Below are 25050 nucleotides of genomic sequence, written 5' to 3' on the forward strand. Positions count from 1 at the left end.
ACGGTCGCGGCTGGCATGATCGAGCCCATGAGCATCGAAGTCGTTTACACCACGGCAGCCACGGCGACGGGCGGCGGCCGCGACGGCCACGTCAAGTCGGACGACGGTCGCGTCGACCTGGACACCCGCCCACCGAAGGCGATGGGTGGCAACGGCGAGGGCACCAACCCCGAGCAGTTGTTCGCCGCCGGCTACGCCGCCTGTTTCCTGGGTGCGCTGAGGTTGGTGGCGGGCAAGGCGAAGGTCAAGCTCGATGACGCCACCGACGTCACGGTCGAGATCGGGTTCGGCAAGGACTCCGACGGAGGGTTCGGGCTCACCGGCGCGATCGTCGGCCACCTGCCGGGGCTCGAGCAGGGCACGGCCGACGACCTGGTCCACCAGGCCCACCAGGTGTGCCCGTACTCCAAGGCCACCAAGGGCAACGTCGACGTCACCGTCTCGGCCCGGGTCTAAGCCGGATGCGGCTTGCCGTCACAGCGGTGGGCATCGGCCTGGCCATCGGCGGCGCGGCCAGCGCTGCGGCCCATCCGTCGGAACCGGGAGTGGTGTCCTACGCCGTGCTCGGCAAAGGATCGGTCGGCAACATCGTCGGCGCCCCGATGGGGTGGGAAGCAGTGTTCACCGAGCCGTTCCAGGCCTACTCGGTGGATCTGCCGGTCTGTAACAACTGGGCGGAGATCGGACTGCCCGAGGTGTACAACGACCCCGACCTGGCAGCGTTCAACGGGGCCACCGCGCAGACGTCGGCCAGCGACCAGAATCACCTCGTCAAGCAGGCGGTCGGAGTCTTCGCCACCAACGGCGCGGCCGACCGGGCTTTCCACCGCGTCGTCGATCGCACGGTGGGCTGCTCGGGTCAGACCACCGCGATGCATCTCGACAACGGCACCACCCAGGTGTGGTCGTTCTCCGGCGGCCCGGCCGGGGCCACCGACGCGAATTGGACCAAGCAGGAGGCGGGAACCGATCGCCGGTGCTTCGTTCAAACCCGGCTGCGTGAAAACGTGTTGCTCCAGGCCAAGGTCTGCCAATCTGGCAACGCCGGCCCGGCAGTCAACGTGTTGGCCGGGGCGATGCAGAACGCGCTGGGCCAGTAGCCGAGGCGAGAATTGGGTATCCATCTCCCTCGTGCAGCTGAAAAGGTCGGGAATATGTCGGTGCTCTCTGGAAGATGAAGTGGTGGTGGTTATCGTTTCGATAGCTGCGCATCCAGCTGCCCCGGAGGGATCGTGAAATGACGCGCATCGCCGCTACCGCGGGTCCGCAGCTGGACGACATCGATGTGGCCAACGCCGAGCTGACCAGCTCGGCCGCCGTCGCGGAGCACATCTCCGAAGGCTGTCTTGTCGATGGACCGGTGGGACGCGTGGGTCTGGAACTGGAAGCGCACTGCTTCGATCCGGCCGATCCGCTGCGCCGGCCGAGCTGGGACGAGATCAGCGCCGTGCTGAAGTGGCTCAAACCGCTCCCGGGCGGCAGCGCCGTCACCGTGGAGCCGGGCGGCGCCGTCGAACTCTCGGGTCCGCCCGCCGACGGCGTGCTGCCCGCTATCGATGCGATGGCCCGCGACCAGGCAGTGCTGAGGAGCGCGCTGGCCGAGGCTGGTCTGGGTTTGGTCTTCTTGGGCGCCGACCCGCTGCGGTCGCCGGAGCGGATCAACCCGGGTGCCCGGTATCGCGCCATGGAACAGTTCTTCGCCGCCAGCGACAGTGGAGCGGCCGGCGCGGCGATGATGACTTCGACGGCGTCGATCCAGCTCAACCTGGACGCCGGACCGCAGGCGGGCTGGGCCGATCGCGTGCGCCTGGCGCACGCGCTGGGTCCGACGATGATCGCCATCGCGGCCAACTCCCCGATGCTGGCCGGCGAGTTCTCCGGTTGGCAGTCCACCCGGCAGTGGGTGTGGGGCCAGATGGACTCCGCGCGCTGCGGCCCCGTGCTGGGCGTCAGCGGGGACGATCCCGGCACCGACTGGGCCCGGTACGCGCTGAAGGCGCCCGTGATGATGGTCCATGCTCCGGACGCGACGGCGGTCACGTATTACGTGCCGTTCACCGACTGGGTGGATGGCCGGGTGCTGCTCGGCGACCGCCACCCCACCATCGCCGACCTGGAATATCACCTGACCACGCTGTTCCCTCCGGTGCGGCCGAGGCAGTGGTTGGAGATCCGCTACCTCGACAGCGTTCCCGACGCGGTCTGGCCCGCGCTGGTCTTCACGCTGACGACCCTGCTCGACGATCCGGCCGCCGCTGACCTGGCCGCCGAGGCCGTCGAACCGGTCGCCACCTCCTGGGACACCGCAGCGCGGCTGGGACTGCGCGATCGGCGGCTGTACGCGGCCGCCAACCGGTGCCTGTCCATCGCCGCCGAGCGGGCTCCGGCCGAACTCGCCGACACGATGCAGCAATTGATGCTCAACGTCGAAACCGGGCGATGTCCGGCCGACGACTTCTCCGACCGCGTCATCGAACATGGAATCGCCGCCACGGTCGCGCAGGCCGCCCGCGCGGCGCAAGGGGAGCAGTGACAGCACGAGAGCAGTTGGCCGGCGATCTGGAGCGGGCCCGCGCGCGGACGTTGCGGCTGGTGGATTTCGACGACGACGAACTTCGCCGGCAGTACGACCCGCTGATGAGCCCACTCGTGTGGGACCTGGCGCATATCGGTCAACAGGAAGACCTGTGGTTGCTGCGCGGCGGCAACCCGGATCGGCCGGGCATGCTGCCTCCGGAGATCGAAGGACTCTACGACGCGTTCGTGCACTCGCGCGCCAGCCGAGTGGACCTTCCGCTGCTGTCGCCGGCCCAGGCGCGGTCGTTCTGCCGCACGGTCCGCGATGCCGCACTGGACGCGTTGGACGCTCTGCCGGCGGACGCGGGAGACTTCCAGTTCGGACTGGTCATCAGCCACGAAAATCAGCACGGCGAGACCATGCTTCAGGCATTGAACCTGCGTACCGGCGCGCCGCTGTTACAGGAGACCTCGGAGGTCCCCGCCGGACGGCCCGACCTGGCAGGAACGTCGGTGCTGGTGCCCGGCGGGCCGTTCGTTCTGGGCGTCGACGCCGCCACCGAGCCCTACTCGCTGGACAACGAGCGGCCTGCCCACACCATTGAGGTGCCCAGCTTCCGGATCGGACGGGTACCCGTCACCAACGCCGAATGGCGCGACTTCATCGACGACGGGGGTTACGCGCAGCCGCGGTGGTGGTCCGAACGCGGGTGGCAGCATCGACAGCAGGCCGGCCTGAACGGCCCGCAGTTCTGGAACGCCGGCACCCGCGCCCGGTTCGGGTACATCGAGGACATCCCCGGCGACGAGCCGGTGCAGCACGTCTCCTATTTCGAGGCCGAGGCTTACGCCGCCTGGGCGGGCGCCCGGCTGCCCACCGAAGTGGAGTGGGAGAAGGCGTGCGCCTGGGATCCGGCGGCCAACTCCCGCAGGCGCTACCCCTGGGGCGACCAGCCGCCGACGCCCGAGCGCGCCAATCTGGGTGGCACCGCGCTGCGGCCCGCGCCCGTCGGCGCATACCCGGCCGGCGCGTCGGCGTACGGCGTCGAGCAGCTGCTGGGCGACGTATGGGAATGGACCAGCTCGCCGCTGCGTCCCTGGCCGGGATTCGTGCCGATGATCTACGAGCGCTACTCCCAGCCCTTCTTCGACGGCGACTACCGGGTGCTGCGCGGCGGCTCATGGGCGGTCGAACAGTCCATCCTGCGTCCCAGCTTCCGCAATTGGGACCATCCCTATCGTCGGCAGATCTTCTCGGGTGTCCGGTTGGCCTGGGACGCCTGATGTGTCGTCATCTGGGCTGGCTCGGTGCACCGGTCAGCGTCTCCTCACTGGTCCTGGACCCACCGCAGGGTCTGCGGGTGCAGTCATACGCCCCGCGCCGGCAGAAGCACGGCCTGATGAACGCCGACGGCTGGGGCGTCGGCTTCTTTGACGACTGCCCGGACCCCGCGCCGCGACGCTGGCGCAGCCCCGCGCCGCTGTGGGGTGACGTCTCGTTCGAGTCGGTTGCGCCGGTGTTGCGGAGTCATTGCGTGGTCGCCGCGGTGCGCTCCGCGACCGTGGGCATGCCGCTCGAAGCCAGCGCCACCGCGCCGTTCACCGACGGGGGGTGGTTGTTGTCGCACAACGGCGTTGTCGACCGTGCCGTTTTACCACTCACTGCCACGGCCGAATCAGTCTGTGACAGTGCGGTTCTGGCCGCCACCATCTTCGCTCGTGGGTTGGACGCATTGGGCGACACCATCGTCGAGGTGGGTGCCGCCGATCCGCTGGCCCGGCTGAACATCATGGCCGCCAACGGTTCTCGGCTGGTTGCCACGGCGTGGGGGGACACCTTGTCGATCCTGCGCCGTGCTGACGGCGTGGTGCTGGCCAGCGAACCCTACGACGACGACCCGGACTGGGAAGACATACCCGACCGGCACTTGGTGGAAGTCACCGGCGATCGCGTCGAGTTGACTGCGTTGAACCGCTCGAAAGGATCCTGATGACGCTCACGCTGTCCAACCATCTGGCCGAGGACTCCGCGTTGCACGCACTGCGCCGCGACGTCTTCGTGGGCCTGCAACAGCAGCCCAAATCGTTGCCGCCCAAGTGGTTTTATGATGCGGCCGGCAGCGACCTGTTCGACCAGATCACCAGGCTGCCGGAGTACTACCCGACGCGCGCCGAGGCCGAGATCCTGCGTGCCCGCTCCGCCGAGATCGCCGCGGCAAGCCAGGCCGACACCCTGGTCGAGCTGGGCAGCGGGACATCCGAAAAGACCCGGTTGCTGCTCGATGCACTGCGCGACCGTGCGTCGTTGCGCAGCTTCGTACCGTTCGACGTCGATGCCAGCGTATTGTCGGCAGCCGCCCGTGCCATCCAGGACGAGTATCCAGGTGTCGAAATCAGCGCGGTCTGTGGTGATTTCGAGGAGCACCTGGCCGAAATACCCAGTGGTGGGCGGCGGCTGTTCGTGTTTCTGGGCTCGACGATCGGGAATCTGACGCCGGAGCCTCGCGCCGACTTCCTCGCCTCGCTGTCCGCGGTGATGCAGCCCGGGGACAGTTTGCTGCTGGGTACCGACCTGGTGAAGGACACCGGCCGGCTGGTACGGGCCTACGACGACGCGGCCGGCGTGACGGCGCGGTTCAACCTCAACGTGCTTGCGGTGATCAACCGGCAACTCGACGCGGATTTCGACGTCGACTCGTTCGAACACGTAGCACGCTGGAACAGCGACGAGGAGCGCATCGAAATGTGGCTGCGCTCCACCCGTCCCCAGCGGGTACGTGTCGACGCGCTGGACCTGACCGTCGACTTCGGCGCCGGCGAGGAAATGATTACCGAGGTCTCGTGCAAGTTCCGCCCGGACGCGGTGGGCGACGAGCTGTCCGCCGCAGGTTTGCGGAGGATCCGTTGGTGGACCGACGAGGCGGGTGATTTCGGCCTGTCGCTGGCCGCCAAGTGAGCCATCCAGAACAGCTGGCCCAGCAGTGGCGCCAGTCCCGGCCGCCCGCTGCCGGGCTGCATCTGGATAACGCGGCCTGCTCGCGACAGAGCCTGGCGGCACTCGACGCCGCGGCCCAGCATGCGCTGCACGAATCCGAGGTCGGCGGATACGTGGCGGCCGAGGCGGCGGCCACGGTGCTGGACGCGGGGCGTGCGGCAGTCGCGAAGCTCTGCGGCCTGCTCGATGCCGAGGTGGTTTACACCACCGGCTCGTTGAATGCGCTGGACGTGTTGTTGAGCAGTTGGCCGCGGGACAGGCGCACGTTGGCCTGCCTGCCCGGCGAGTATGGGCCCAACCTGGCGTTGATGGAGGCGCACGGATTCGAGGTGCGGCAGCTTCCTGCCCTCGACGACGGCCGGCTGGCGATCGACGATGCGGCGTACCAGCTGGAAGACAACCCGCCCGACCTGGTTCACCTGACACCGGTGGCCAGCCACCGGGGCACCGTGCAGCCGCTGGCGATGATGGCCGAGCTCTGCCGCGAGCTCGGCGTGCCGTTGGTGGTGGACGCCGCGCAGGCGCTGGGGCAGATCGACTGCGCGGTGGGAGCCGACGCCACGTATTCGTCGTCGCGGAAATGGATGGCAGGGCCCCGGGGCGTGGGGGTGCTGGCGTTGCGGCCCGAGCTGATGGAGCAGCTGATCCCGCGGGTACCACTGGGTTTCGGTGAGGCGAATGTGGCGGCGCGAGTGGGCTTTTCGGTAGCGGTGGGCGAGTATCTGGCGTGCGGCCCGGAGCGGATCCGGGCGCGCCTGGCCGAGTTGGGCGGCATCGCCCGCAGGCTGCTGGCCGACGTTGACGGCTGGGTGGTGGTCGAAGAGGTCGAAGAGCCAAGCGCCATAACCACTTTGGCGCCCACCGAGGGCGCCGACCCGAACGAGGTGCGGGAGTGGTTGCTTGCCGAGCGCCGCATCCTGACCACCTACGCGGGAGTGCAACGTGCCCCGATGGAGTTGACCGGCCCGGTGCTGCGGATCTCTCCGCATATTGACACGGCAGCGGAAGACCTGGAAACTTTCGCCGAAGCGCTTATCGAGGCGACGGCTGCTACCGCTTCGACCTGAGCTCATACCGGAGACATTGCTCCGCCTGTAACACAAAATTTTTCGTACGAACCGCGTGCATATTGGTCATGTGTGGAGTAACTTCTGCCTTCGAATGCAAACGGGTCGTTAGGGGTGGGCTTCCTAACGCTCGCGCGATTCGCCGCTTGGCGATCGATCCAGTGATGAGGGGTGCTTCCGCCGATGAATTTTTCAGTGCTGCCACCTGAGATCAACTCGCTTCGGCTTTTCACGGGCGCCGGTCCCGGCCCGCTGCTGGATGCGGCGTTGGCCTGGGACGGCCTTGCCGCTGAATTGAATTCGGCTGCAGAATCTTTCACGTCGGTCACCGCCGGCCTGACCAGTCAGGCGTGGCAGGGGCCGGCGGCTGCGGCGATGGCCACGGCGGCGCTCCCGTACGCGGGTTGGTTGAATTCAGCGGCTACGCAGGCTGCGGGTGCGGCGGTTCAGGCCAAGGCGGTGGTCGGGGTATTCGAGTCGGCGGTGGCGGCGGCGGTCCATCCGATTGCGGTCCAGGCGAACCGTTCCGGCTTCGTGCGACTGGTGCTCTCGAACCTGTTCGGACAGAATGCACCGGCCATCGCGGCGGCCGAAGCCGTCTACGAGGAGATGTGGGCCCAGGATGTGGCCGCGATGGTCGGCTACTACAGCGGTGCCTCTGCCGCGGCCGCCGCGCTCGCCCCGTTCGCCGAGCCGCTGAAAGCCCTTGCCGGTCTGCCGGCCCAGCTGGCCGCCGGGCCCGCGGCTGCCGCCGGACTTCCGAGCGCCGCCGGGGAGACGCTGCAACTCACGCTCGGGTGGGCGAATGTCGGTGCCAGCAACTTCGGCTTCGGCAACGTCGGCAGTGGCAACATCGGCAGTGGCAACTTCGGCATTTCCAACCTGGGCGATGCGAACATCGGCAATTTCAGCATCGGCTTCGGCAACCTGGGAACGTCTAACATCGGTCTCGGAAACTTCGGCATCGGCAATAAGGGTCTTGCCAACAGCGGTAACTTCAACATCGGTTTCGGCAATACCGGCAATAACAACATCGGTATTGGGCTGACCGGCGACAACCAATTCGGAATCAACCTCAATTCCGGCAGCGGTAACGTCGGGTTGTTCAACTCCGGCACCGGAAACATCGGCTTCTTCAACTCGGGCCACGGAAACTACGGACTCTTCAACTCGGGCAGCTTCAACACGGGTATCGGAAACTCGGGTACGGTCAACACCGGCCTATTCAACCCGGGCACATTTAATACGGGAGCCTTCAACGCGGGCTTCGCCAATACGGGTACCTATAATGTCGGCAGCTTCAACACCGGCGACGTCAACCCCGGTTCCTACAACACCGGCAGCTTCAACATCGGCAACACCAATACCGGTTATTCCAACTGGGGCAATTTCAACACCGGTGCCCTCAACACCGGAAACATGAACAACGGCATCGGCTGGACCGGTGACCAACAGGGCGGCGTCGTCGTCGCCATCACCACCCCGGACATCCAGCTTCCACCGATCGACATCTCGCAGATCCTGGTCGGCGCCTTCAACACCCCGCAGATCAGCATCCCGCCCATCACCATCCCGCCGTTCACGACGCCGTCGGACATCCGCATCCTCCCGTTCGACCTGCCGACGATCAACATTCCGCCGATCAACATCGGACCCTTCACCTCGCCCGAGAGTGTCCTGGTCTCCGCGTTCAGCCTGCCGGAGATCACCGTCCCGCCGATCAACATCGGCGGCTTCCTGTCACCGATCGCCGCGCTGAGTGCGTTCGAGACGCCGGCGATCGGTATCCCGGCGATCACCATTCCGGCGTACACGACGCCGTCGACCATCACGATCGGCAGTTTCGCCCTGCCGCAGATCGGCATTCCGGCGATCACTATTCCGGCGTACACGACGCCGGCGAATATCAATATCGGTAGTTTCGGGCTGCCGGAGATCGGTATTCCGGCGATCACTATTCCGGCGTACACGACGCCGGCGAATATTAATATCGGTAGTTTCGGGCTGCCGGAGATCGGTATTCCGTCGATCACTATTCCGGCGTACACGACGCCGGCGAATATTAACATCGGTAATTTCGCCCTGCCGCAGATCGGTATTCCGTCGATCACTATTCCGGCGTACACGACGCCCGCGAATATCAATATCGGTAGCTTTGGTCTGCCCCAGATCGGTATACCCGCGGTAACGGTTCCGGCCTACCAGTCGCCGGCGCTTACGGTGGGAGGGTTTAACCTGCCGTCCGTCACTACGCCGCCCATAGCGGTACCACCGATAAATCTACCGCAGGTAATCATTCCGCCCTTCCAGACGCCGACCGTAACTGTCACGGGCTGGAACCTGCCTTCGGTCACCGTTCCGCAGATCAATATCCCGCGTATACAGTTCCCGAACATCTCCGTCCCAGGCGGAAACCAGACGCTCATTACCCTGGACACGAGCTTCATCGCGGCCCCCACCTACCGAATTGACCTCGGTAGCTTCAATATCAATGCGATTTCGCTGGGCTTCACGACGCAGGGCTACATCGAGCAATTCAGCTTCCCCAGCATCCAGATCGGTGCGATGACGCTGCCGACTCTCAACATCAGCAATGCCGGTGGCAACTACATCATTCCGTCGATCGGGCTCTCCGGTTTCAACATCCCGTCCATCACTTTCAACCCAGTGCAGTTCAGCGGCTTCACGCTGCCGCAGATCGGTTGGCCGCAGTTCTCGACGCCGGCGTTGACCATTCCGCAGATTCAGCTCGGGGACTTCGATCTGCCGCAGGTGGGTTGGCCGCAGTTCTCGACGCCGGCGTTGACCATTCCGCAGATTCAGCTCGGGGACTTCGATCTGCCGCAGGTGGGTTGGCCGCAGTTCTCGACGCCGGCGTTGACCATTCCGCCGATAAATCTCGGAGACTTCGATCTGCCGCAGGTGGGTTGGCCGCAGTTCTCGACGCCGGCGTTGACCATTCCGCCGATAAATCTCGGCTCCTTCGATCTGCCGCAGGTCAGCTGGCCGGAATTCACCACCCCGCCGCTGACCATTCCGCCGATCGACCTCGGCGAGATCGTGCTGCCGCCGATCAGCTGGCCCGAGTTCTCCACTCCGGCGTTGACGATCCCGCCGATCTCCATTGGCGACTTCCTGCTTCCGCAACTCACTTCGGAGGCGTTCTCGCTGCCCGAGATCGGGATTCCGCCGATCGCGCTGGGTGCGTTCAACCTGCCCCAGGTCATCGCCTCCGCGTTCGACCTGCCATCGATCGGGATTCCCAATATCGCCATCGGCGAGTTCATCCTGCCGCAGATCGACTTCCCGGGCTTCGTCACGCCGCCGCTGGTCATTCCGCCGCTCGGTATCGGCGCCTTCAACCTGCCGGACATCTACATTCCGAGCATCCACCTGCCGAGCCAGAAGCTGTTCGAGTTCCAGATCCCGCCGACGCCGGGCTACGGCAACACCACCGACAACATCTTCACGACGTCGGGCTTCTTCAACACCGGTGCCGGCAACAGCTCGGGATTCTTCAACAACGGCAGCGGGGTGTCCGGGTTCTTCAGCGGAAACCCGTTGGGACTCATCGGCGCTTCGGGCTACAACGTGTTCGGCGAAGGTTCCTCAGGTCTTTCGGTCCTGGGCAGCGGAGTGTCGGGTATCGGAAACATCGGTACCCTGCCGGCCAACGTCAGCAGCTTCGTGTCCGGCCTGCAGAGCATCGGTTCGAACCTGGCCGGGATCTTCCTGCAGAACTACTGATCCGCCTTGTGCGCGCTCAGCAGATAGGCGGGCATCATCACGCGGCCCTTGTCGTCGATGCGGTGCGGGGACCCTTCCGGAAGCTCAGGGATGTCCGGCAGCTGCGGTATGTTCCCATGTATCGCCGCGGGCCGAATTTCGTCAATCTCCCAGTATTTGCTTACGGCGGAACGTAGTTCCTGCTCGTCGACCTCGTTGGGCCGGTACGGGGCCTCGGCCGGGAAAGCGCCTTTGGCGAACACCAGGGCGAAGTAGCCGGCGCCGGGTGCGGCAGCCCGGTGAATCGCCTGTAGGTAGGCGTCGCGGTCCTCGACCGGCAGTGAATGAAACAGCGTGCTGTCGATCACCGTTCCGAATCGGCCGTCATAACCGGAGAACTTCGTGATGTCGGCCACGGCAAAAGTGGCCGTGGTGAGCCCGCGCTCGCGCGCGGCTCTCGTCGCCTCAGCAATCGCGGTAGGCGAATTGTCAATACCCACAACGGTATAACCAGCGGCCGCCAGCGCGAGTGACAACTCCGCGACCCCGCATCCGGCGTCCAGCACGTCACCGCGGACCTTTCCGGCGGCGATCAGCGCGGCAAGGTCAGGCTGCGGTTCACCGATGTTCCACGGTGGCGGCGCCTGGAAGACCTTCTCCTGGTAGGCGTCGTCCCAGTCCATCACCTGATCCGTCATGGCTCCCAACGTACGCCCGTCGCATACTGGGACTTATGCCGCAGCTGCCGCCGGCCCGTTATCTGCTCCGCGCCAAGGACTTCGCCGACGCCCGCTACGCCGAGCCGATCACGGTGGACGACCTGGCCGCGGCCGCAGGCTTGTCCCGTTCGCATTTCAGCCGGATGTTCACCCGCACCTTCGGTGAGTCGCCGCGCTCGTACCTGCAGACACGCCGGCTCGAGCGGGCGGCGGCGTTGCTGCGTTACACCGATCGGTCCGTCGCCGACATCGCCGTCATGGTGGGTCTGCGCAGCGTCGGTTCGTTCACGACGAGTTTCGCCCGCGTCTACGGCCTGCCGCCGGCCGCCTACCGGGCGAGCCTCCCGCCGGCGTCGGTGCACGCGCGGGTGCCGAGTTGCATTCTCGCGCGCGACACCCGCCCACCCGCCGACAGTAGGGTCAAGACAGCACGCGGGGAGAAGACGCACGGGCCGGCCGGGTCGTAGCGTTGTGACCATGCTCAAGATCGCCAGCGCCCACCTCTGGGTGCACGACCAGGAAGTCGCCCTGAAGTACTGGACTGACAAGGTGGGTATGGAAGTGCGGCAAGATGTTTCGCTGCCCGACCTGGGTTTCCGGTGGCTCACCGTAGGCCCTCCCGGCCAGGACGACGTGTCCATCGTGCTGATGGCCATTCCGGGTGAGCCGGTGATGGACGCGGCGACCCATCAGCAGGTCGCCGAGGTGATGGCGAAGGGTTTCGCCGGCACGGTCTTTCTCACCACCGAGGACTGCGCGGCCACCTACCGCGAAATGAAGTCCCGCGGAGTGGAATTCACTGAAGAACCGCATGAGATGCCGTACGGCATCGACTGCGGGTTCCGCGACCCGTCCGGCAACAGCGTGCGGTTGACGCAATTGGCCGGCTAGTCGGGCCTGAGAACGGACCACGTATGCACCGGTTCATTGGCGTGCATGTGCTCGCAGTACCGGCGCAGCATCTCGGCTAGGGCCCGGGGCCGGGTCATGCCGGCGTCCTCCAGTGCGCGGACGGTGGCTACCTGCCAACTGGCTCCGTTGCGCCCCGTTCTGGCCCGGCCCTCGATGACGCCCAGGAAGCGGTCGCGGACTTCGGCATCGACGCCCCAGCGCCGCAAGCCCTCGTGGGCCATCGGCAACAGCGTGTCCAGCACCAGTTTCTGGGTGCTCACCTCGCCGACACCCGGCCAGTGCTGCTGCGCGTCGATGCCTTGTTGAGCGGCGTCCAGGAAATTCCGGTGCGCCACCGGAAAACCCATCTGCGACCACACCGGCTGTTCGGCTTCGGACATGGTCCGCAGCATTCCGTAATAGAAAGCTGAATTGGCAAGCATGTCAACGACACTCGGCCCGGCCGGCAGTACCCGGTTCTCCAGGCGCAACTGCGGGCGGCCGTCGGAGACGTCGTACACCGGCCGGTTCCACCGGTACACGGTGCCGTTGTGCAGGCGCAGTTCGGCCAGGCGCGGTGTGCGTCCGGCCGTGAGTTCCGCGACAGGATCCTCATCGGACAGTTCCGGCAGCAGTGACGGGAAGTACTTGATGTTCTCCTTGAACAGGTCGACGGCCGAGGCGATCCAGCGCTCGCCGAACCAGACTCGCGGCCGGACACCCTGGGTTTTCAGTTCTTCGGGGCGGGTGTCGGTGGACTGGGCGAACAGTTCGATGCGGGTCTCCGCCCACAGGTGGTGGCCGAAGAAAAAGGGCGAGTTCGCGGCCAGCGCCAGTTGCGGGCCGGCCAGCGCCTGCGCCGCGTTCCAGTTGGCGGCGAAGTCTTCCGGAGCCACTTGCAGGTGCAATTGCATGCTGGTGCAAGCGGATTCGGGCGCGATGGAAGCGGCCTGCCAGCTCAGGGGTTCGGGGCCGGCGATGTTGATGGGGATGTCCTCCCCGCGGCCCTCCAAGATCGACTCGTTGAGGGCTGCGTACCGGTTCGACTCGCTCATCCAGCCCTCCGATAGATGCTTGGGCATCAGGGTGGGCAGGATGCCGATCATGACGATGTGCGAACCGCTGGCGTTGGCCTTGAGTTCGGCGTCGTTGAGGCTGGCTCGTACGTCCTTCTCCAGGTCCAGCGTGGTGTGTCCGGGTAGCGGGCGCGGCGGCACATTGAATTCGATGTTGTAGGCGCCCAATTCGGTCTGATATGCGGGATCGCCGATGGCGTCCAGCACGTACCGGTTCGACATCGCCGGCTGGTATTCGGCGTCGACCAGGTTGCATTCGATTTCCATGCCGGTGAGCGGGTGCTCCGAATCGAAGCTGGTACGCGAGAGCATCGTCTCGAAGACGTCGAGACACACCCGCACTTTGCGCCGGTACTCCCGCCGATGTGCGCGGTCATACGTGGTGCGCTTGACCTCTTCGCCCACCTGACCGATGGAACAGGTTTCCCGGGCCGCGCGCAACCCGGCCCGACACTGCGCCATCATGTACCTGCAGTGTCCAACGCCACCCTAGGAGAGGCCGAGTTGGCTGAGTCGCCGGAATTCATCGCAGCCATCGACCAGGGCACCACCAGTACCCGCTGCATGATCTTCGATCACGACGGCGCCGAGGTGGCCCGTCATCAACTCGAGCACGATCAGATCCTGCCGCGGGCCGGCTGGGTCGAACACAACCCGGTGGAGATTTGGGAGCGCACCGCGTCGGTGCTGATGTCCGTGCTGAACGCCAGCAACATATCATCGAAAGATATTGCAGCACTGGGGATCACCAACCAGCGCGAGACGACGCTGGTATGGAATAGGCGTACCGGAAGACCCTATTACAACGCGATCGTCTGGCAGGACACCCGGACCGATCGCATCGCGTCCGCGCTGGACCGGGACGGTCGCGGCGACGTGATCCGGCGCAAGGCAGGTCTGCCGCCGGCCACCTACTTCTCCGGCGGCAAGCTGCAGTGGATCCTGGAGAACGTCGATGGGGTGCGCGCGGCCGCGGAAAAGGGTGACGCGCTGTTCGGCACCCCCGACACCTGGGTGTTGTGGAATCTGACCGGCGGCCCGCGCGGCGGCGTGCACGTCACCGATGTGACCAATGCCAGCCGGACCATGCTGATGAACCTGGAGACGCTGGACTGGGACGACGAATTGCTGTCCTTCTTCTCCATCCCGCGGGAGATGCTGCCCAAGATCGAGCCGTCGTCGCCGCTGCAGCCCTACGGCGTGACGTCCGATACCGGCCCCATCGGCGGTGAGGTGCCGATCACCGGTGTCCTGGGTGACCAGCATGCGGCCATGGTCGGCCAGGTCTGCCTGGACGCCGGCGAGGCGAAGAACACCTACGGCACCGGAAACTTCCTGCTGCTGAACACCGGCGAGACGATCGTGCGGTCCGAGAACGGGCTGCTCACCACGGTGTGTTACCAGTTCGGGGACGCAAAGCCCGTGTACGCACTGGAGGGCTCGATCGCGGTGACGGGCTCCGCCGTGCAGTGGCTGCGCGACCAGTTGGGCATCATCAGCGGCGCCTCGCAGAGCGAGTCGCTCGCGCGTCAGGTCGCCGACAACGGCGGGGTGTACTTCGTGCCGGCGTTCTCGGGGTTGTTCGCGCCCTACTGGCGCTCCGACGCCCGCGGGGCGATCGTGGGGCTGTCCAGGTTCAACACCAACGCGCACCTGGCGCGCGCGACGCTGGAGGCGATCTGTTACCAGAGCCGCGACGTGGTGGACGCCATGCAGGCGGACTCCGGAGTAAGCCTCGAGGTCTTGAAGGTCGACGGCGGAATCACCAGCAACGAGTTGTGTATGCAGATTCAGGCCGACGTGCTGGGTGTGGATGTGGTGCGGCCGGTGGTCGCCGAGACGACCGCGCTCGGTGCCGCCTACGCGGCGGGCCTGGCCGTCGGATTCTGGGACGGTCCGTCCGAGCTGCGGGCCAACTGGCAGGAGGACAAGCGCTGGACGCCCAACTGGGACGACGACCAGCGCGCCGCCGGATACGCGGGCTGGCGCAAGGCGGTGCAGCGGACCCTGGACTGGGTCGACGTGTCCTGATCCAGGGTCCGCCGCGACGGGCCTCAGTCCTCGCCGAGGATGCCGTAGATCTCCCGACGTGCGTTGTTGAGCACGTCGACGATGCGTTGCTGCTGCTCAGCACTGGCCGCGTGGGCTGACTGCCCGACGGCGCCGAAGAGCTGGCGGGCGGCGCTGCGGAGATTCAGGTGTCCCGGGTCCACGCCTTCGGCGATCTCGTCCCACGGCGGGGTCTCGACCTTTGCCGCCTCGGAGCGACCGTCGTCGGTCAGCTCGAACAGCTTCTTGCTGCCGTCTGTCTCGCTGGCGGTGATCAGCCCCTCGTCGTCCAGCAGCTGCAGGGTCGGGTACACCGAACCGGGGCTCGGCTTCCAGATCCCGTTGCTGCGTTCCGCGATCTGCTGAATCATCTCGTAGCCGTGCATGGGCCGCTCGTTCAGCAGCACCAGGATGGCGGCGCGCACGTCACCGCGCCGGCCCCGGCCGCCACGGCGTCCGCCGCGGCCACCCGGGCCGAAGCCGAAGCCGGGACCGAAACCGGGACCGAAACCGGGTCCGAAGCCGGGCCCGAAGCCCATCGGGCCGCCGTGCTCGCCCGCCTGCTCGCGCAAGTTCTCGAAGAATTCCCGACGGGCCTGCCGCCGAGCGCCGGGGCCGAAGCCGAAGCCGGGGCGTGGGCCGAAGGGCCCGGTAGGTGGGGTGAAAAGGGTGTTCATGTCTGTGTTTCCTTCAGTCAGGGGAAGCGCCTCGGCGGCGCTCCGGTGTATCACTATGTATCACGATATATCGCAAACTATCGGATGGCAAGGGGCCGGGGTGTTGCCCGGGGCATCCACCGTCCCGCGCGCATCCAGCCTGTAAGTCCGCGGAGAAAGTGCGAGTACGCGCCACCAAATCTGCAGGGTCGGTGACGGCGGCACGGGCACTCGCCGCGAATCTCGACCGTTTGCACACCCCGAACGCCGGGTAGCACCTGACGGGTGAATGGCAATAACCGCTTCCGGACCGTGACCGGCCCCGGCAGCGCCACCGATCCGACGCAACACGGTGACGACGGCGAGAAGGCCCGGTCGCGGGTCAACTGGGTGTTGGCCTTGCTGACCGTGCCAGGTGCCGCGATCGTGATGCTTTTCGCACTCGGCGCCGTGATGAGTACCGACTCCTGCGCCCAGAACCGTTGCCCGCGCCTCGGCGGCGGGATCAGCTTCGACGTCTTCTTCTACGGTCCGCCGCTGGTCGCCGTCCTGGTGATCGTCACCTCGGTCTTCACCGCGAAGCGGCACGGGGGTATCGCGGTACCCCTGGTCGGGCTGGCTTTATTGGTGACCGACGTAGCCATACTGGCGGCCTCCGTCGCCCAGTACTAACTGGGTAAGGAGAAGCCGCCGGGTTCGGGGTTCTGCGCGGGCGGCGCAGGAGTGGGAGTCCAGCCCGGTGCCGGCGGCTGGTAGTTCGGCCAAGCCTGCTGCTGAGGCCAGCCCGGCGCGGGGGCCGGACGCAGGCGAGCGAGTTCCCGCCGGTGCCGCTCGGCGAGCACCGCGGCCAGGACCAACTGCGGCGGTACGCCCGGCGGAGGCGGCGGCGCGATGTGCGACACCACGTCACTGGCGATCCGATAAGCCATTTGATCGCGCAGCGCCGGGTCGAGTTGATGCGCCCGCGACAGGAATTGCCGGGCCACTTCGGCCTGGCCGGTGGTCAGTCCGGACAGTTGCAATGACGCCGCCCACCCGGCCAGTGCCGGTGGCATCACCGGCGGCGGACTGATTCGTGGTCCGCGTTCGCTGACCACGACGGTGCCGGCGAATATGTCGCCGACCCGCTTGGCTTTCGGGGAGAGCACGCTGCAGATCACCGCGGGGCTGCCGAGCAGCATCCAGATCTCCACCACCGCGGCCAGTGCGCGGAACAGGGCCTGCCGGAACCGTTCCGGGCCACCGTCGTCGGAGACGACCCGCAGACCCATCACGATCTTGCCGACCGAGCGACCCCGGGTCGCCATCTCGATGGCCACCGGGTAACCGACCATGGCCAGCACCGTGAAAATGATCAAGAAGGCAACGGTCAGGGCCTCGTCGAACTGGGAGAGGGAGGCCGCCCACAGCATCACTCCCACGATGTAGGCGATGAAGACGACGGTGAGGTCGATGATCGCGCTGATGGCGCGCACCGGTAGCTGGGCTATCTGGACGTCGAGCACCACGGCGTCCCCGGTCACCACCTCCGACATACCTCGAAACGCTACAGGCTGGGTAGGCTGCCCAAGTGGACGTCGACGCGTTCCTGCTCACCCATCGAGGCACCTGGGACCGGCTCGACCAGTTGATCAAGAAGCGGCGTTCGCTGACGGGCGCCGAGATCGATGAACTCGTCGAGCTGTATCAGCGGGTGTCCACCCATCTGTCGATCCTGCGGTCGGTGTCGTCGGATTCGCTGATCACCGGCCGGCTGTCCAGCCTGGTGGCGCGCGCCCGGTCCGCGGTCACCGGCGCCCATGCCCCCTTGACCAGTACCTTTGTCCGCTTCTGGACAGTGTCCTTTCCGGTGGTCGCCTACCGTTCCTGGCGATGGTGGTCGGCGACGGCCGTGGCGTTCCTCGCGGTGGTCGTGGTCATGGCGTTCTGGGTGGCAGGCAGTCCCGAGGTGCAGTCGGTCGTCGGGACGCCGGCTGACATCGACCAACTCATCAACCACGACGTGGAGTCCTACTACAGCGAGCACCCCGCCGGGGCGTTCGCCCTGCAGGTCTGGGTGAACAACTCGTGGGTGGCTGCCAAGTGCATCGCGATGGCGGTGGTGCTCGGCGTGCCGATACCGTTCGTGCTGTTCCAGAACGCCGCCAACGTGGGGGTCATCGCCGGTCTGATGTTCCCGGCGGGCAAGGGTGGCTTGCTGCTGGGTTTGCTGCTGCCGCACGGTCTGCTGGAGCTGACCGCGGTGTTCCTGGCCGCCGCCGTGGGGATGCGGTTGGGGTGGTCGGTGATTTCGCCCGGCGATCGGCCGCGTGGCCAGGTTCTGGCCGAGGAAGGCCGCGGCGTGGTCTCGGTTGCCGTGGGACTGGTGGGGGTGTTGCTCGTGTCGGGGTTGATCGAAGCGATGGTGACGCCGTCGCCGTTGCCGACGTTCGCGCGTATCGCCATCGGCGTCCTTGCCGAGGCGGCGTTCCTCGCCTACATCGTCTACTTCGGACGTCGGGGCGTCGCTGCCGGTGAGACCGGCGATATTGAGGACGCCCCAGACTACGTCCCCACCGGGTAGTCAGAGCTGCCCGGTCGCTTTCATGGCCAGATAGCGGTCCGCGAGGCTGGGTGCGATGTCGGTGGGTGGTGCGTCGACGACTTCCACCCCGCTGCGCCGCAGCCGCGAGGCGATGGCCCGCCGCTCGTTGCGGGACCGTTCGGCCGCCGCCGCGTCGTACACCGCGGCCGCGTCGCTGCGCCCGGCCGCGAGTTCGTCGACGCGTGGGTCGGACACGGCGGCAACCAGCACATGGTGTTTGGCCGACAACTGCGGAATCATCGGCAGCAAGCCCTCGTCGAGGGCGGTCGAGTTCAGGTCGGTGAGCAACACCACCAGCGACCGCCGCCGGGTCCGCCGCAGAATCGCGGCAACCATTGCCCGCCAGTCGGATTCGATGAGCGCCGGTTGCAGCGGGGCCATCGCGTCGACCAGTTGGGCAAGCAGTTCGGTACGCGACGCACCGAAAACGGCCGCCCTGCTCACCCGGTCATGAGCCAGGAAGTCGACATGGTCACCGGCGCGAGATGCCAACGCCGCCAACAACAGCGCGGCGTCCATCGCCCAATCCAGCCGGGGCCAGCCGGCCGGGTCGGCCGCCGTGGGGTCGACACCGACGCGGCCGGCCGCCATCCGTCCGGTGTCGAGCACGATCACCACGCGCCGATCCCGTTCGGGCCGCCAGGTGCGGACCATGACGTCGCTGCGCCGGGCGCTGGCCCGCCAGTCGATCGAGCGGACGTCGTCACCGACGACATACTCACGCAGCGAATCGAATTCGGTGCCCTGCCCCCGAATCAGCGTCGGCAGCAGTCCGTCGATCTCCCGCAGCTTCGCCAGTCGCGACGGCAGATGCTTGCGGGACAGGAAGGGCGGCAACACCCGCACCTGGCCGGGGACCGGTTGCGAACTCTGCCGGCCTGCGAAACCCAGCGGCCCGATGGAGCGCGCCGTCACCAGCGCGGCGCGCTGGTCGCCGCGCCGAACCGGCCGTAGGTGCGTGTGCACCTGCTGGCTCTGCCCGGACGCGATGCTCAAACGGTGGGTCCGCGGCTCGCCCCGGGCACTGGGCGGCCACGCATCGCGCACCTGGCCGCGGAAGCGGCGGCGGCCGTCGTTGTGGATAGCCAGACCCGCGTCCACCGGTTGACCCAGCCGGACCGAACCGTTCGGCAATCGGGTGAAGCGCAGCCGGCGGGGACTGGCGGCCAGCACCACGTCAATGCTGACCAGAATCGCCAACACAGCCAGAAGGATCACGAAAGCCCTCGCCGGCCATGGTGATACCGCGATCGGCAGGACGCAGACGAGCGCGAGCAGTCCGGTGCGGCCGGTGAGGATCACTAGCGTGGCACCGGGACCGAGGCCAGGATGCCGTCCAGCACGCCGTCGGGGGTGGCGCCCTCGAGCTCGGCTTCCGGACGCAGCATGACCCGGTGCCGCAGCGTCGGGCGGGCCATCGCCTTCACGTCGTCGGGGGTGACGTAGTTGCGTCCGGACAGCCAGGCCCAGGACCGGGCGGTGCCGAGTAGGGCGGTGGCCCCGCGGGGTGAGACCCCCAGCTGCAGGGCGGGGGAGGAGCGGGTAGCGCCGACGATGTCGACGATGTAGCCCAGCACCTCGTCGGCGATCAGCACCTGACGCACCGCTTTGCGGCCGGCCGCCAGCTCGGCGGGTCCCGCTACGGGCTTGATCGCTGACAGGTCGCGCGGATCGAAACCATGCGCGTGCCGGCTGAGGATTGCGATCTCGGCATCGCGGGGCGGCAGTGTGACATTCAGTTTGAGCAGGAAGCGGTCGAGTTGGGCTTCGGGCAGTTGATAGGTGCCCTCGTACTCGATCGGGTTCTGGGTGGCGGCGACGATGAACGGATCGGGCAGCGGTTTCGGCTCGCCGTCCACGCTGACCTGGCGCTCCTCCATCGCTTCGAGCAGCGCCGCCTGTGTCTTGGGTGGCGTGCGGTTGATCTCGTCGGCCAGCAGCAGATTGGTGAACACCGGGCCCGGCCGGAAGGCGAACTCCGCGGTGTGGGTGTCGTAGACCAGCGATCCGGTGACGTCACCGGGCATCAGGTCCGGGGTGAACTGGACCCGCTTGAACTCCAGCTGCAGCGCAGCGGCCATGGCGCGGATCATCAGCGTCTTGGCCACGCCGGGAACGCCTTCCAGGAGCACATGGCCGCGGCACAACAAGGCGATCACCAGGCCGCTGACGACGCCTTCCTGTCCGACGACCGCTTTGCCGATCTCGGCGCGCAATCCCAGCAATGCCTCGCGGGCGGAATCCGGTTCTGTCACGAGTGGGTGACCTGCCTTTCGATGTCGTCGAGCGCTCGGGCTAGGTGGAGTAGGTCGGAGTCATTGGCCGGTGGGGGGCCGAACAAGTGGTACTGGACGAAGTCCGGGTCGGCGCCACTGCGCTGTGCCACCGTCATCACCACCGCGGGTGACGCCGCGTTGGGCCCCAGGCCGAGCCGGGGGGCCAGGCGTTGCAGCGCCGCCGTGCGCAGTGCTTCCGCGGCGCGGTCACGGGCCCGCCGTGAGCGGTAGAGGCGGCCCCGGCCCTCCACCGTCTCGGAGGCGCGCACCACCACGGGGAGTTCTTCGGCGACCAGCGGGCCGATCCGGCGGCCCTTCCACAACGCGACCAGGATCACCACCAGCCAGAGCTGCCAGACCATCCACGTCACATTCTCCGGAATCAGGTCCATGAGCGATCCCGGCGCCGACGTGTGTCCCTCGACCCGTTGTGGGGCGTACCAGATCAGCCGGGACCGGGTGCCCGCGAGATTCATGGCCAGCGCCGCGTTGCCTTCTTCCAGAAGGCCGTCGTTCTCCATGAAGTGGCTGGTGCCGACCACGGTGACGGTGCGGTCCCCGTCGCGGTAGCTGACCAGTGCCCCGCCGTAGCAGCTGACCAGGTCGAGTCCGCCGGTTGGCCGGTACGCGTCGCTGGAGCCGAGGTTGACCGCACCGGCTCGATTAGCCTGCGGCAGCTGGCAATTCGGCTCGTTTTCCAAATTGCTGGCGGCCCCGACGCGCAACTTTGGTGTCAGTGCCGCGCGGGCGCGCGACGTCGGGTCCACCAGCAGCAGATCCCCCGGGACGTCGGCCAGGTCGTGCAGCAACGAATTGTCGGTGAGGTGCTGCGACTGCGCCACCAACAGCAGCGTGTCCGCGCGCGCCGCGCGCTGGACCTCGGCGACGGTGTCGGCGACCACCACGTCGACGCCGGCCTCGCGCAGCAGTGTTACCAGAGCGTGCGCGCCGGCCGGGCTGGTGGCTTCGGGATCCATCGTGCCGCCGGGTCGCGGCGCCGTCAGGTAGGTGGTGATCGACGCGACGATCGCCAGTGCCGCCAGCGTGAGCAGCACCCCGCGCCAGGGGCGGCGTTGCTGCACGGTGCCGGTCGGCGCACCGGGAAGGGTGGCCGTCACCGGACCTTCGCCCAGGAGTCCGGTGCCGCGGCCTGCGCGGCGACGGGAGACGTGGCGGACCTCGACCGCAGATGATCGTCGAGGTCGGCGATCATCTGGTAGGCGGCCTGGGTTCCGGGACGCTCGCCGTAGGTGACGTCGTTGAAAGCCGTTGCCGCTTGTGATAATTCCGCTGCCAGACGGGGTAGTGCTTCGCCGGCGTCGTGGGCCAGCTCGTTGGCGGTGCGGCCGGGAACCGGAGTCAGTACGCCCGTCTCCTCCAGCTCACGGGCCACCGCGCGCAACCGATGTCGGATCGCTGCCGCCCAATTACCTTCGGCAGCAAAGGATTCCGCAGTCGCGCGATGCTGGGCCGCAGTCAATTGGCCGGCGTCGAAGAGTTCGTAGTCACCGCCGCGGTTGGTGCGCATGGTGCGCCGCGCGATACGTATCGCGACGAAGATCGCGATGGCCGCCAGGATCACCAGCACGGTGACGGTGAACCATCCGCCGGATACGTGCGAAGTCTTCAGGATGAGCTTGAGCAGGAATTCGTTGATCTTGTCCATGATTTCGTCGGTCAATGACGGCCTGGGGTAGATCGGCTTGTTCAACTCGCGCTGCGCAGCATCGTGCGCGGCATCGCGGTCGATGTCGATGGCGGGCACTGTGCTCCTCAGTAAGGCCGGGTGAGCCAGAGGTTGTCGGTGGATTCCACGGCGGCCGGCCCGCCGGCGGCGCCGGTTTGCAGCACCAGGTCGAAGGCCTCGGCACGGATCCGGCGGTCGGTGTAGAGCAGCACGACGACACCGGCGACGAACGGCGTGGTGACGATCTGGCTGATTCCTCCTCCGATGGACGACAAGGCGGTGCCCACCAATAGCGTTGTAGTGCTTGACGCGCCCATCAGTAGCACCTGGCCGACGATGCTGAACGGTGCCGAGATCGCACCGCCGACGATGCCGACCACCATGGCCGCCAGCACGCGGATGCCCAGTACCCGCCAAAAGCCGTTGCGCACCAAACGGAATGACCTCGTGATGGCGTCGAATACCGGCAACCGCTCCAGCACGATCAGCACCGGCGCGAACAACAGCACGGTATACGCGTAGGCCAGCAGCACAAGGACCAGTAACAGCAACGGGAATCCGAGCAGCACGGCTGCACCGGCGTTGGCGGCCACGCCCACGCCGATCAGGATCACCACCACCAGGCCGATGATCACGGCCAGCCCGACGGCCTCCAGCAGTGCCAGGCCGAGCAGGGCCAGTAACCGGCCCCGGACCTTGGCCCACGCTTCGGCGATGGTGATCGGCGAGCCGAAGACCGCGCGCCCGACGATGACGGTGAGCATCCCGCTGAGCAGCATGCTGCCCAGCCAGCTGACCAGGGCGCTGCCGCCCAGTGACGCCGTCCACGCCCCGAGGGCTCCGAGGCTGGGCTCGGACTTGTTGGTCTGCACCGAGTTCGCGGCGGCCAGTGGGCCGATGGTCGCCAGCAGTGAGATCACCTGCATGACGACGACGACCATGGCGGTGATGCCCAGGGTCGGCTTCGGATTGGCCCGGATGTAGCCGACCGCGCCGTTGAAGATGTCGCTCAGAGTGAGCGGCCGCAGTGGGATGATGCCGGGCTTGACCGCACCCGGAATCAATGGCGGGGGGCCATAGCCCGGTGGTGGTCCGTAGCCGGGCGGCGGTGGTCCGTAGCCCGGCGGTGGTTGGCCGTAGCCGGGCGGTGGTTGGCCGTAGCCCGGCGGTGGTTGGCCGTAGCCGGGCGGGGGTTGGCCGTAGCCCGGCGGTGGTTGGCCGTAGCCGGGCGGGGGACCGTAGCCGGGGCCATATCCAGGGGCCGGTCCGTATGCCGGTGGCGGTCTGTATGCCGGTGGCGGTCCGTATGCGGGGGGCGGTCCGTAAGCCGGCGGCGTTTCGTATGCCGGTCCCGGTGCGGCCTCACCCGGGTATTCAGGCGGCAGCGTGCTCACCGTAGGCGGCGGCTGTCGTCGGTTGTCATGGGGTACATCCTGTCGGCGGTTGGTGCATTTCTCAATGTAGGTCCCCGGAGCAGCGCGTAGCGTCTCTGGAATGGCGGAACTCAAATCCCGGCTGCGGGCCGACCTGACCGACTCGATGAAAGCGCAGGACAAGCTGCGCACTGCGACGTTACGCATGCTGTTGGCCGCGATTCAGACCGAAGAGGTCTCGGGCAAGGAGGCCAAGGAGCTCTCCGACGACGAGGTGCTCAAGGTGCTCGCCAAGGAGTCCCGCAAGCGCGGTGAGGCCGCCGAGATATACACGCAGAACGGTCGCGGTGAGCTGGCCGCCAACGAGCATGCCGAGGCGCGCATCATCGACGAGTATCTGCCGACGCCGCTGACCGATGCGGAAGTGGTCGACGTCGTCGAAACCGCGATCGCCCAGGTTGCCGAGACGCTCGGCCACGCGCCTTCGATGAAGGAGATGGGCCTGGTGATGAAGGTTGCGACCGGGATAGCCGAAGGGAAGGCAGACGGGTCGCGGCTGTCCGCGGCGGTCAAAGACCGGCTCTGAAATGGGCCGCGTCGTGCCTGTACCCCAGTAGCGATCAACGCTCACCGAACCCCGTCGGTGTGTGATGTCTCAGGACATGGGTGACAGTTCTATGTCAGGACTTCGGTGACGTTTCGTCACTTTTGAGGTGTGGGGAGCCCATCGACCAACGGCGACAAGATCACCGTCGCCGATCCGGACAGCGAAGTCCTCATCGACCACACAAGACCCGCACCCGGGGTGACCGACGTCGGCAACGGACGACCCCGCGGCGATGCGATCGACCACCGGTGCTGGCCACGGGCCGTTGGCGACGTCGCCGCCGCGCAGCCGGGCCAGATGCCGCCGGTAGGTGCGTTCGGGGATGTCGGCCAGCACGCAGAACCTCGAAACCGGCAGCCCCGCCGCCTCTCTTAGGGCTTCGAGGTCGTGGAAGGGACCTGATCGATCAGCGCGGCGCCGCGCTGCCAGATCCGTAACTGCACGGTCGCTTCGGCCAGCGCGACCTTGAGTTGCTCGTTTTCCAGCTGCCGGCGGCGAGGAACTGATGCTTCCATTTGGTCATCCTCACCGTGGTGACACCGCAGCGGCGCGCTGTTTCCGCGCAGGTCATCTCTCCGGCCAGCGCGGCCAGGACCAGGCGGGTCTTTTCCTCGGCCGGAACCTTCGTACGGCGCGATCGAGACATATCCACAACCTTCCGGCCGAGGCCGCAGTTATCTACAAGTCGCGACTCCGCCAAAAAGTATGCGTCAGTATAAGCGCGTATACTCGAACGTATGTTCGACAAAGCCGCCGAGCCGCGCCCCTCCTGGGAGGGGAAGCCGTTCAGTGAGTTGTCTCCGGCCGAGCGGGTGGAACGGTTCGAC

At 66.9% G+C, this 25050-nt stretch carries 25 protein-coding genes; 15 read left to right on the forward strand and 10 right to left on the reverse strand.

The genetic code is table 11. The features are described from left to right. Nucleotides 1-27 precede the first annotated feature (27 nt). From ACNQS7_RS21875 to ACNQS7_RS21910, 8 genes are all read left to right on the forward strand, one after another. Nucleotides 28-456: an organic hydroperoxide resistance protein gene (locus ACNQS7_RS21875; protein ID WP_418014182.1), complete on the forward strand. Its 429-nt coding sequence runs from the start codon at nucleotides 28-30 to the stop codon at nucleotides 454-456. Nucleotides 457-461: 5 nt separating this feature from the next. Beyond that, nucleotides 462-1100, forward strand: a complete 639-nt coding sequence (locus ACNQS7_RS21880) for a sensor domain-containing protein (RefSeq protein ID WP_418014183.1) — start codon at nucleotides 462-464, stop codon at nucleotides 1098-1100. Nucleotides 1101-1237: 137 nt separating this feature from the next. Beyond that, nucleotides 1238-2533 carry an ergothioneine biosynthesis glutamate--cysteine ligase EgtA gene (gene egtA, locus ACNQS7_RS21885; protein WP_418014184.1) on the forward strand — a complete coding sequence of 432 codons (1296 nt, stop codon included), beginning with the start codon at nucleotides 1238-1240 and terminating at the stop codon, nucleotides 2531-2533. Continuing rightward, nucleotides 2530-3801, forward strand: a complete 1272-nt coding sequence (gene egtB / locus ACNQS7_RS21890; protein WP_418014185.1) for an ergothioneine biosynthesis protein EgtB — start codon at nucleotides 2530-2532, stop codon at nucleotides 3799-3801. Before egtA ends, egtB begins: the two co-directional genes overlap by 4 nt. Next, the gene (gene egtC, locus ACNQS7_RS21895; protein WP_418014186.1) at nucleotides 3801-4508 is read left to right on the forward strand and encodes an ergothioneine biosynthesis protein EgtC; all 708 of its coding nucleotides are present in this window, start codon (nucleotides 3801-3803) and stop codon (nucleotides 4506-4508) included. Before egtB ends, egtC begins: the two co-directional genes overlap by 1 nt. Further along, nucleotides 4508-5473, forward strand: coding sequence for an L-histidine N(alpha)-methyltransferase (gene egtD / locus ACNQS7_RS21900; protein ID WP_418014187.1), 966 nt, complete (start codon nucleotides 4508-4510; stop codon nucleotides 5471-5473). Before egtC ends, egtD begins: the two co-directional genes overlap by 1 nt. Continuing rightward, the gene (egtE, locus tag ACNQS7_RS21905; protein WP_418014188.1) at nucleotides 5470-6579 is read left to right on the forward strand and encodes an ergothioneine biosynthesis PLP-dependent enzyme EgtE; all 1110 of its coding nucleotides are present in this window, start codon (nucleotides 5470-5472) and stop codon (nucleotides 6577-6579) included. The genes egtD and egtE overlap by 4 nt, the downstream gene beginning before the upstream one ends. Before the next feature lie 183 nt (nucleotides 6580-6762). Then, on the forward strand, nucleotides 6763-10326 hold the full coding sequence (locus ACNQS7_RS21910; protein WP_418014189.1) for a PPE family protein: 3564 nt from the start codon (nucleotides 6763-6765) through the stop codon (nucleotides 10324-10326). On the opposite strand, the gene ACNQS7_RS21915 is transcribed toward ACNQS7_RS21910, so the two are convergent. Next, nucleotides 10320-11003: a class I SAM-dependent methyltransferase gene (locus ACNQS7_RS21915; protein ID WP_418014190.1), complete on the reverse strand. Its 684-nt coding sequence runs from the start codon at nucleotides 11001-11003 to the stop codon at nucleotides 10320-10322. The genes ACNQS7_RS21910 and ACNQS7_RS21915 overlap by 7 nt on opposite strands. Before the next feature lie 35 nt (nucleotides 11004-11038). Between ACNQS7_RS21915 and ACNQS7_RS21920 the strand changes: the two genes are divergently transcribed. Then, nucleotides 11039-11491 carry a helix-turn-helix transcriptional regulator gene (locus ACNQS7_RS21920; RefSeq protein ID WP_418014191.1) on the forward strand — a complete coding sequence of 151 codons (453 nt, stop codon included), beginning with the start codon at nucleotides 11039-11041 and terminating at the stop codon, nucleotides 11489-11491. A gap of 10 nt (nucleotides 11492-11501) precedes the next feature. Continuing rightward, nucleotides 11502-11915: a VOC family protein gene (locus tag ACNQS7_RS21925; RefSeq protein WP_418014192.1), complete on the forward strand. Its 414-nt coding sequence runs from the start codon at nucleotides 11502-11504 to the stop codon at nucleotides 11913-11915. Here the strand turns inward: ACNQS7_RS21925 and ACNQS7_RS21930 are convergent. Continuing rightward, nucleotides 11912-13396 carry a glutamate--cysteine ligase gene (locus ACNQS7_RS21930; protein ID WP_418016090.1) on the reverse strand — a complete coding sequence of 495 codons (1485 nt, stop codon included), beginning with the start codon at nucleotides 13394-13396 and terminating at the stop codon, nucleotides 11912-11914. The two genes, ACNQS7_RS21925 and ACNQS7_RS21930, sit on opposite strands and share 4 nt — an antisense overlap. 69 nt (nucleotides 13397-13465) lie before the next feature. Here ACNQS7_RS21930 and glpK point away from each other — a divergent pair, with 69 nt between their 5' ends. After that, a complete protein-coding gene (gene glpK, locus ACNQS7_RS21935) occupies nucleotides 13466-15022 on the forward strand; it encodes a glycerol kinase GlpK (protein ID WP_418014193.1) in 1557 nt (518 codons plus the stop codon). A gap of 23 nt (nucleotides 15023-15045) precedes the next feature. Here glpK and ACNQS7_RS21940 read toward each other — a convergent pair whose 3' ends face one another. Next, nucleotides 15046-15717, reverse strand: a complete 672-nt coding sequence (locus ACNQS7_RS21940) for a PadR family transcriptional regulator (RefSeq protein WP_418014194.1) — start codon at nucleotides 15715-15717, stop codon at nucleotides 15046-15048. Between the two features lie 264 nt (nucleotides 15718-15981). Here ACNQS7_RS21940 and ACNQS7_RS21945 point away from each other — a divergent pair, with 264 nt between their 5' ends. After that, entirely contained in the window at nucleotides 15982-16368 is a 387-nt protein-coding gene (locus ACNQS7_RS21945; RefSeq protein WP_418014195.1) for a hypothetical protein, read from the forward strand. On the opposite strand, the gene ACNQS7_RS21950 is transcribed toward ACNQS7_RS21945, so the two are convergent. After that, nucleotides 16365-17231 carry an RDD family protein gene (locus tag ACNQS7_RS21950; protein WP_418014196.1) on the reverse strand — a complete coding sequence of 289 codons (867 nt, stop codon included), beginning with the start codon at nucleotides 17229-17231 and terminating at the stop codon, nucleotides 16365-16367. The genes ACNQS7_RS21945 and ACNQS7_RS21950 overlap by 4 nt on opposite strands. A gap of 35 nt (nucleotides 17232-17266) precedes the next feature. On the opposite strand from ACNQS7_RS21950, the gene ACNQS7_RS21955 reads away from it, so the two are divergent. Beyond that, on the forward strand, nucleotides 17267-18259 hold the full coding sequence (locus ACNQS7_RS21955) for a stage II sporulation protein M (RefSeq protein WP_418014197.1): 993 nt from the start codon (nucleotides 17267-17269) through the stop codon (nucleotides 18257-18259). Here the strand turns inward: ACNQS7_RS21955 and ACNQS7_RS21960 are convergent, their stop codons facing one another. From ACNQS7_RS21960 to ACNQS7_RS21980, 5 genes are read right to left on the reverse strand one after another with little or no spacing between them, the layout of a single operon-like run. Further along, the gene (locus ACNQS7_RS21960; RefSeq protein ID WP_418014198.1) at nucleotides 18260-19582 is read right to left on the reverse strand and encodes a DUF58 domain-containing protein; all 1323 of its coding nucleotides are present in this window, start codon (nucleotides 19580-19582) and stop codon (nucleotides 18260-18262) included. Next, nucleotides 19582-20535, reverse strand: coding sequence for an AAA family ATPase (locus tag ACNQS7_RS21965; RefSeq protein WP_418014199.1), 954 nt, complete (start codon nucleotides 20533-20535; stop codon nucleotides 19582-19584). Before ACNQS7_RS21965 ends, ACNQS7_RS21960 begins: the two co-directional genes overlap by 1 nt. Next, nucleotides 20532-21689, reverse strand: coding sequence for a DUF4350 domain-containing protein (locus ACNQS7_RS21970; RefSeq protein WP_418016091.1), 1158 nt, complete (start codon nucleotides 21687-21689; stop codon nucleotides 20532-20534). The genes ACNQS7_RS21965 and ACNQS7_RS21970 overlap by 4 nt, the downstream gene beginning before the upstream one ends. Next, entirely contained in the window at nucleotides 21671-22321 is a 651-nt protein-coding gene (locus ACNQS7_RS21975) for a DUF4129 domain-containing protein (RefSeq protein ID WP_418014200.1), read from the reverse strand. Before ACNQS7_RS21975 ends, ACNQS7_RS21970 begins: the two co-directional genes overlap by 19 nt. Nucleotides 22322-22329: 8 nt before the next feature. Then, nucleotides 22330-23739: a hypothetical protein gene (locus ACNQS7_RS21980; protein WP_418016092.1), complete on the reverse strand. Its 1410-nt coding sequence runs from the start codon at nucleotides 23737-23739 to the stop codon at nucleotides 22330-22332. Between ACNQS7_RS21980 and ACNQS7_RS21985 the strand changes: the two genes are divergently transcribed. Together ACNQS7_RS21985 and ACNQS7_RS21990 are read left to right on the forward strand one after the other, a co-directional pair. Next, the gene (locus ACNQS7_RS21985) at nucleotides 23738-24202 is read left to right on the forward strand and encodes a GatB/YqeY domain-containing protein (protein ID WP_055578195.1); all 465 of its coding nucleotides are present in this window, start codon (nucleotides 23738-23740) and stop codon (nucleotides 24200-24202) included. The two genes, ACNQS7_RS21980 and ACNQS7_RS21985, sit on opposite strands and share 2 nt — an antisense overlap. Before the next feature lie 129 nt (nucleotides 24203-24331). Next, entirely contained in the window at nucleotides 24332-24598 is a 267-nt protein-coding gene (locus ACNQS7_RS21990) for a hypothetical protein (RefSeq protein ID WP_418014201.1), read from the forward strand. Here ACNQS7_RS21990 and ACNQS7_RS21995 read toward each other — a convergent pair. Next, nucleotides 24595-24738, reverse strand: a complete 144-nt coding sequence (locus tag ACNQS7_RS21995) for a hypothetical protein (RefSeq protein ID WP_418014202.1) — start codon at nucleotides 24736-24738, stop codon at nucleotides 24595-24597. The two genes, ACNQS7_RS21990 and ACNQS7_RS21995, sit on opposite strands and share 4 nt — an antisense overlap. Nucleotides 24739-25050 lie beyond the last annotated feature (312 nt).

Origin of the sequence: Mycobacterium sp. 23, from assembly GCF_048287075.1 — a bacterium.
Classification (GTDB): Bacteria; Actinomycetota; Actinomycetes; order Mycobacteriales; family Mycobacteriaceae; genus Mycobacterium; species Mycobacterium gordonae_B.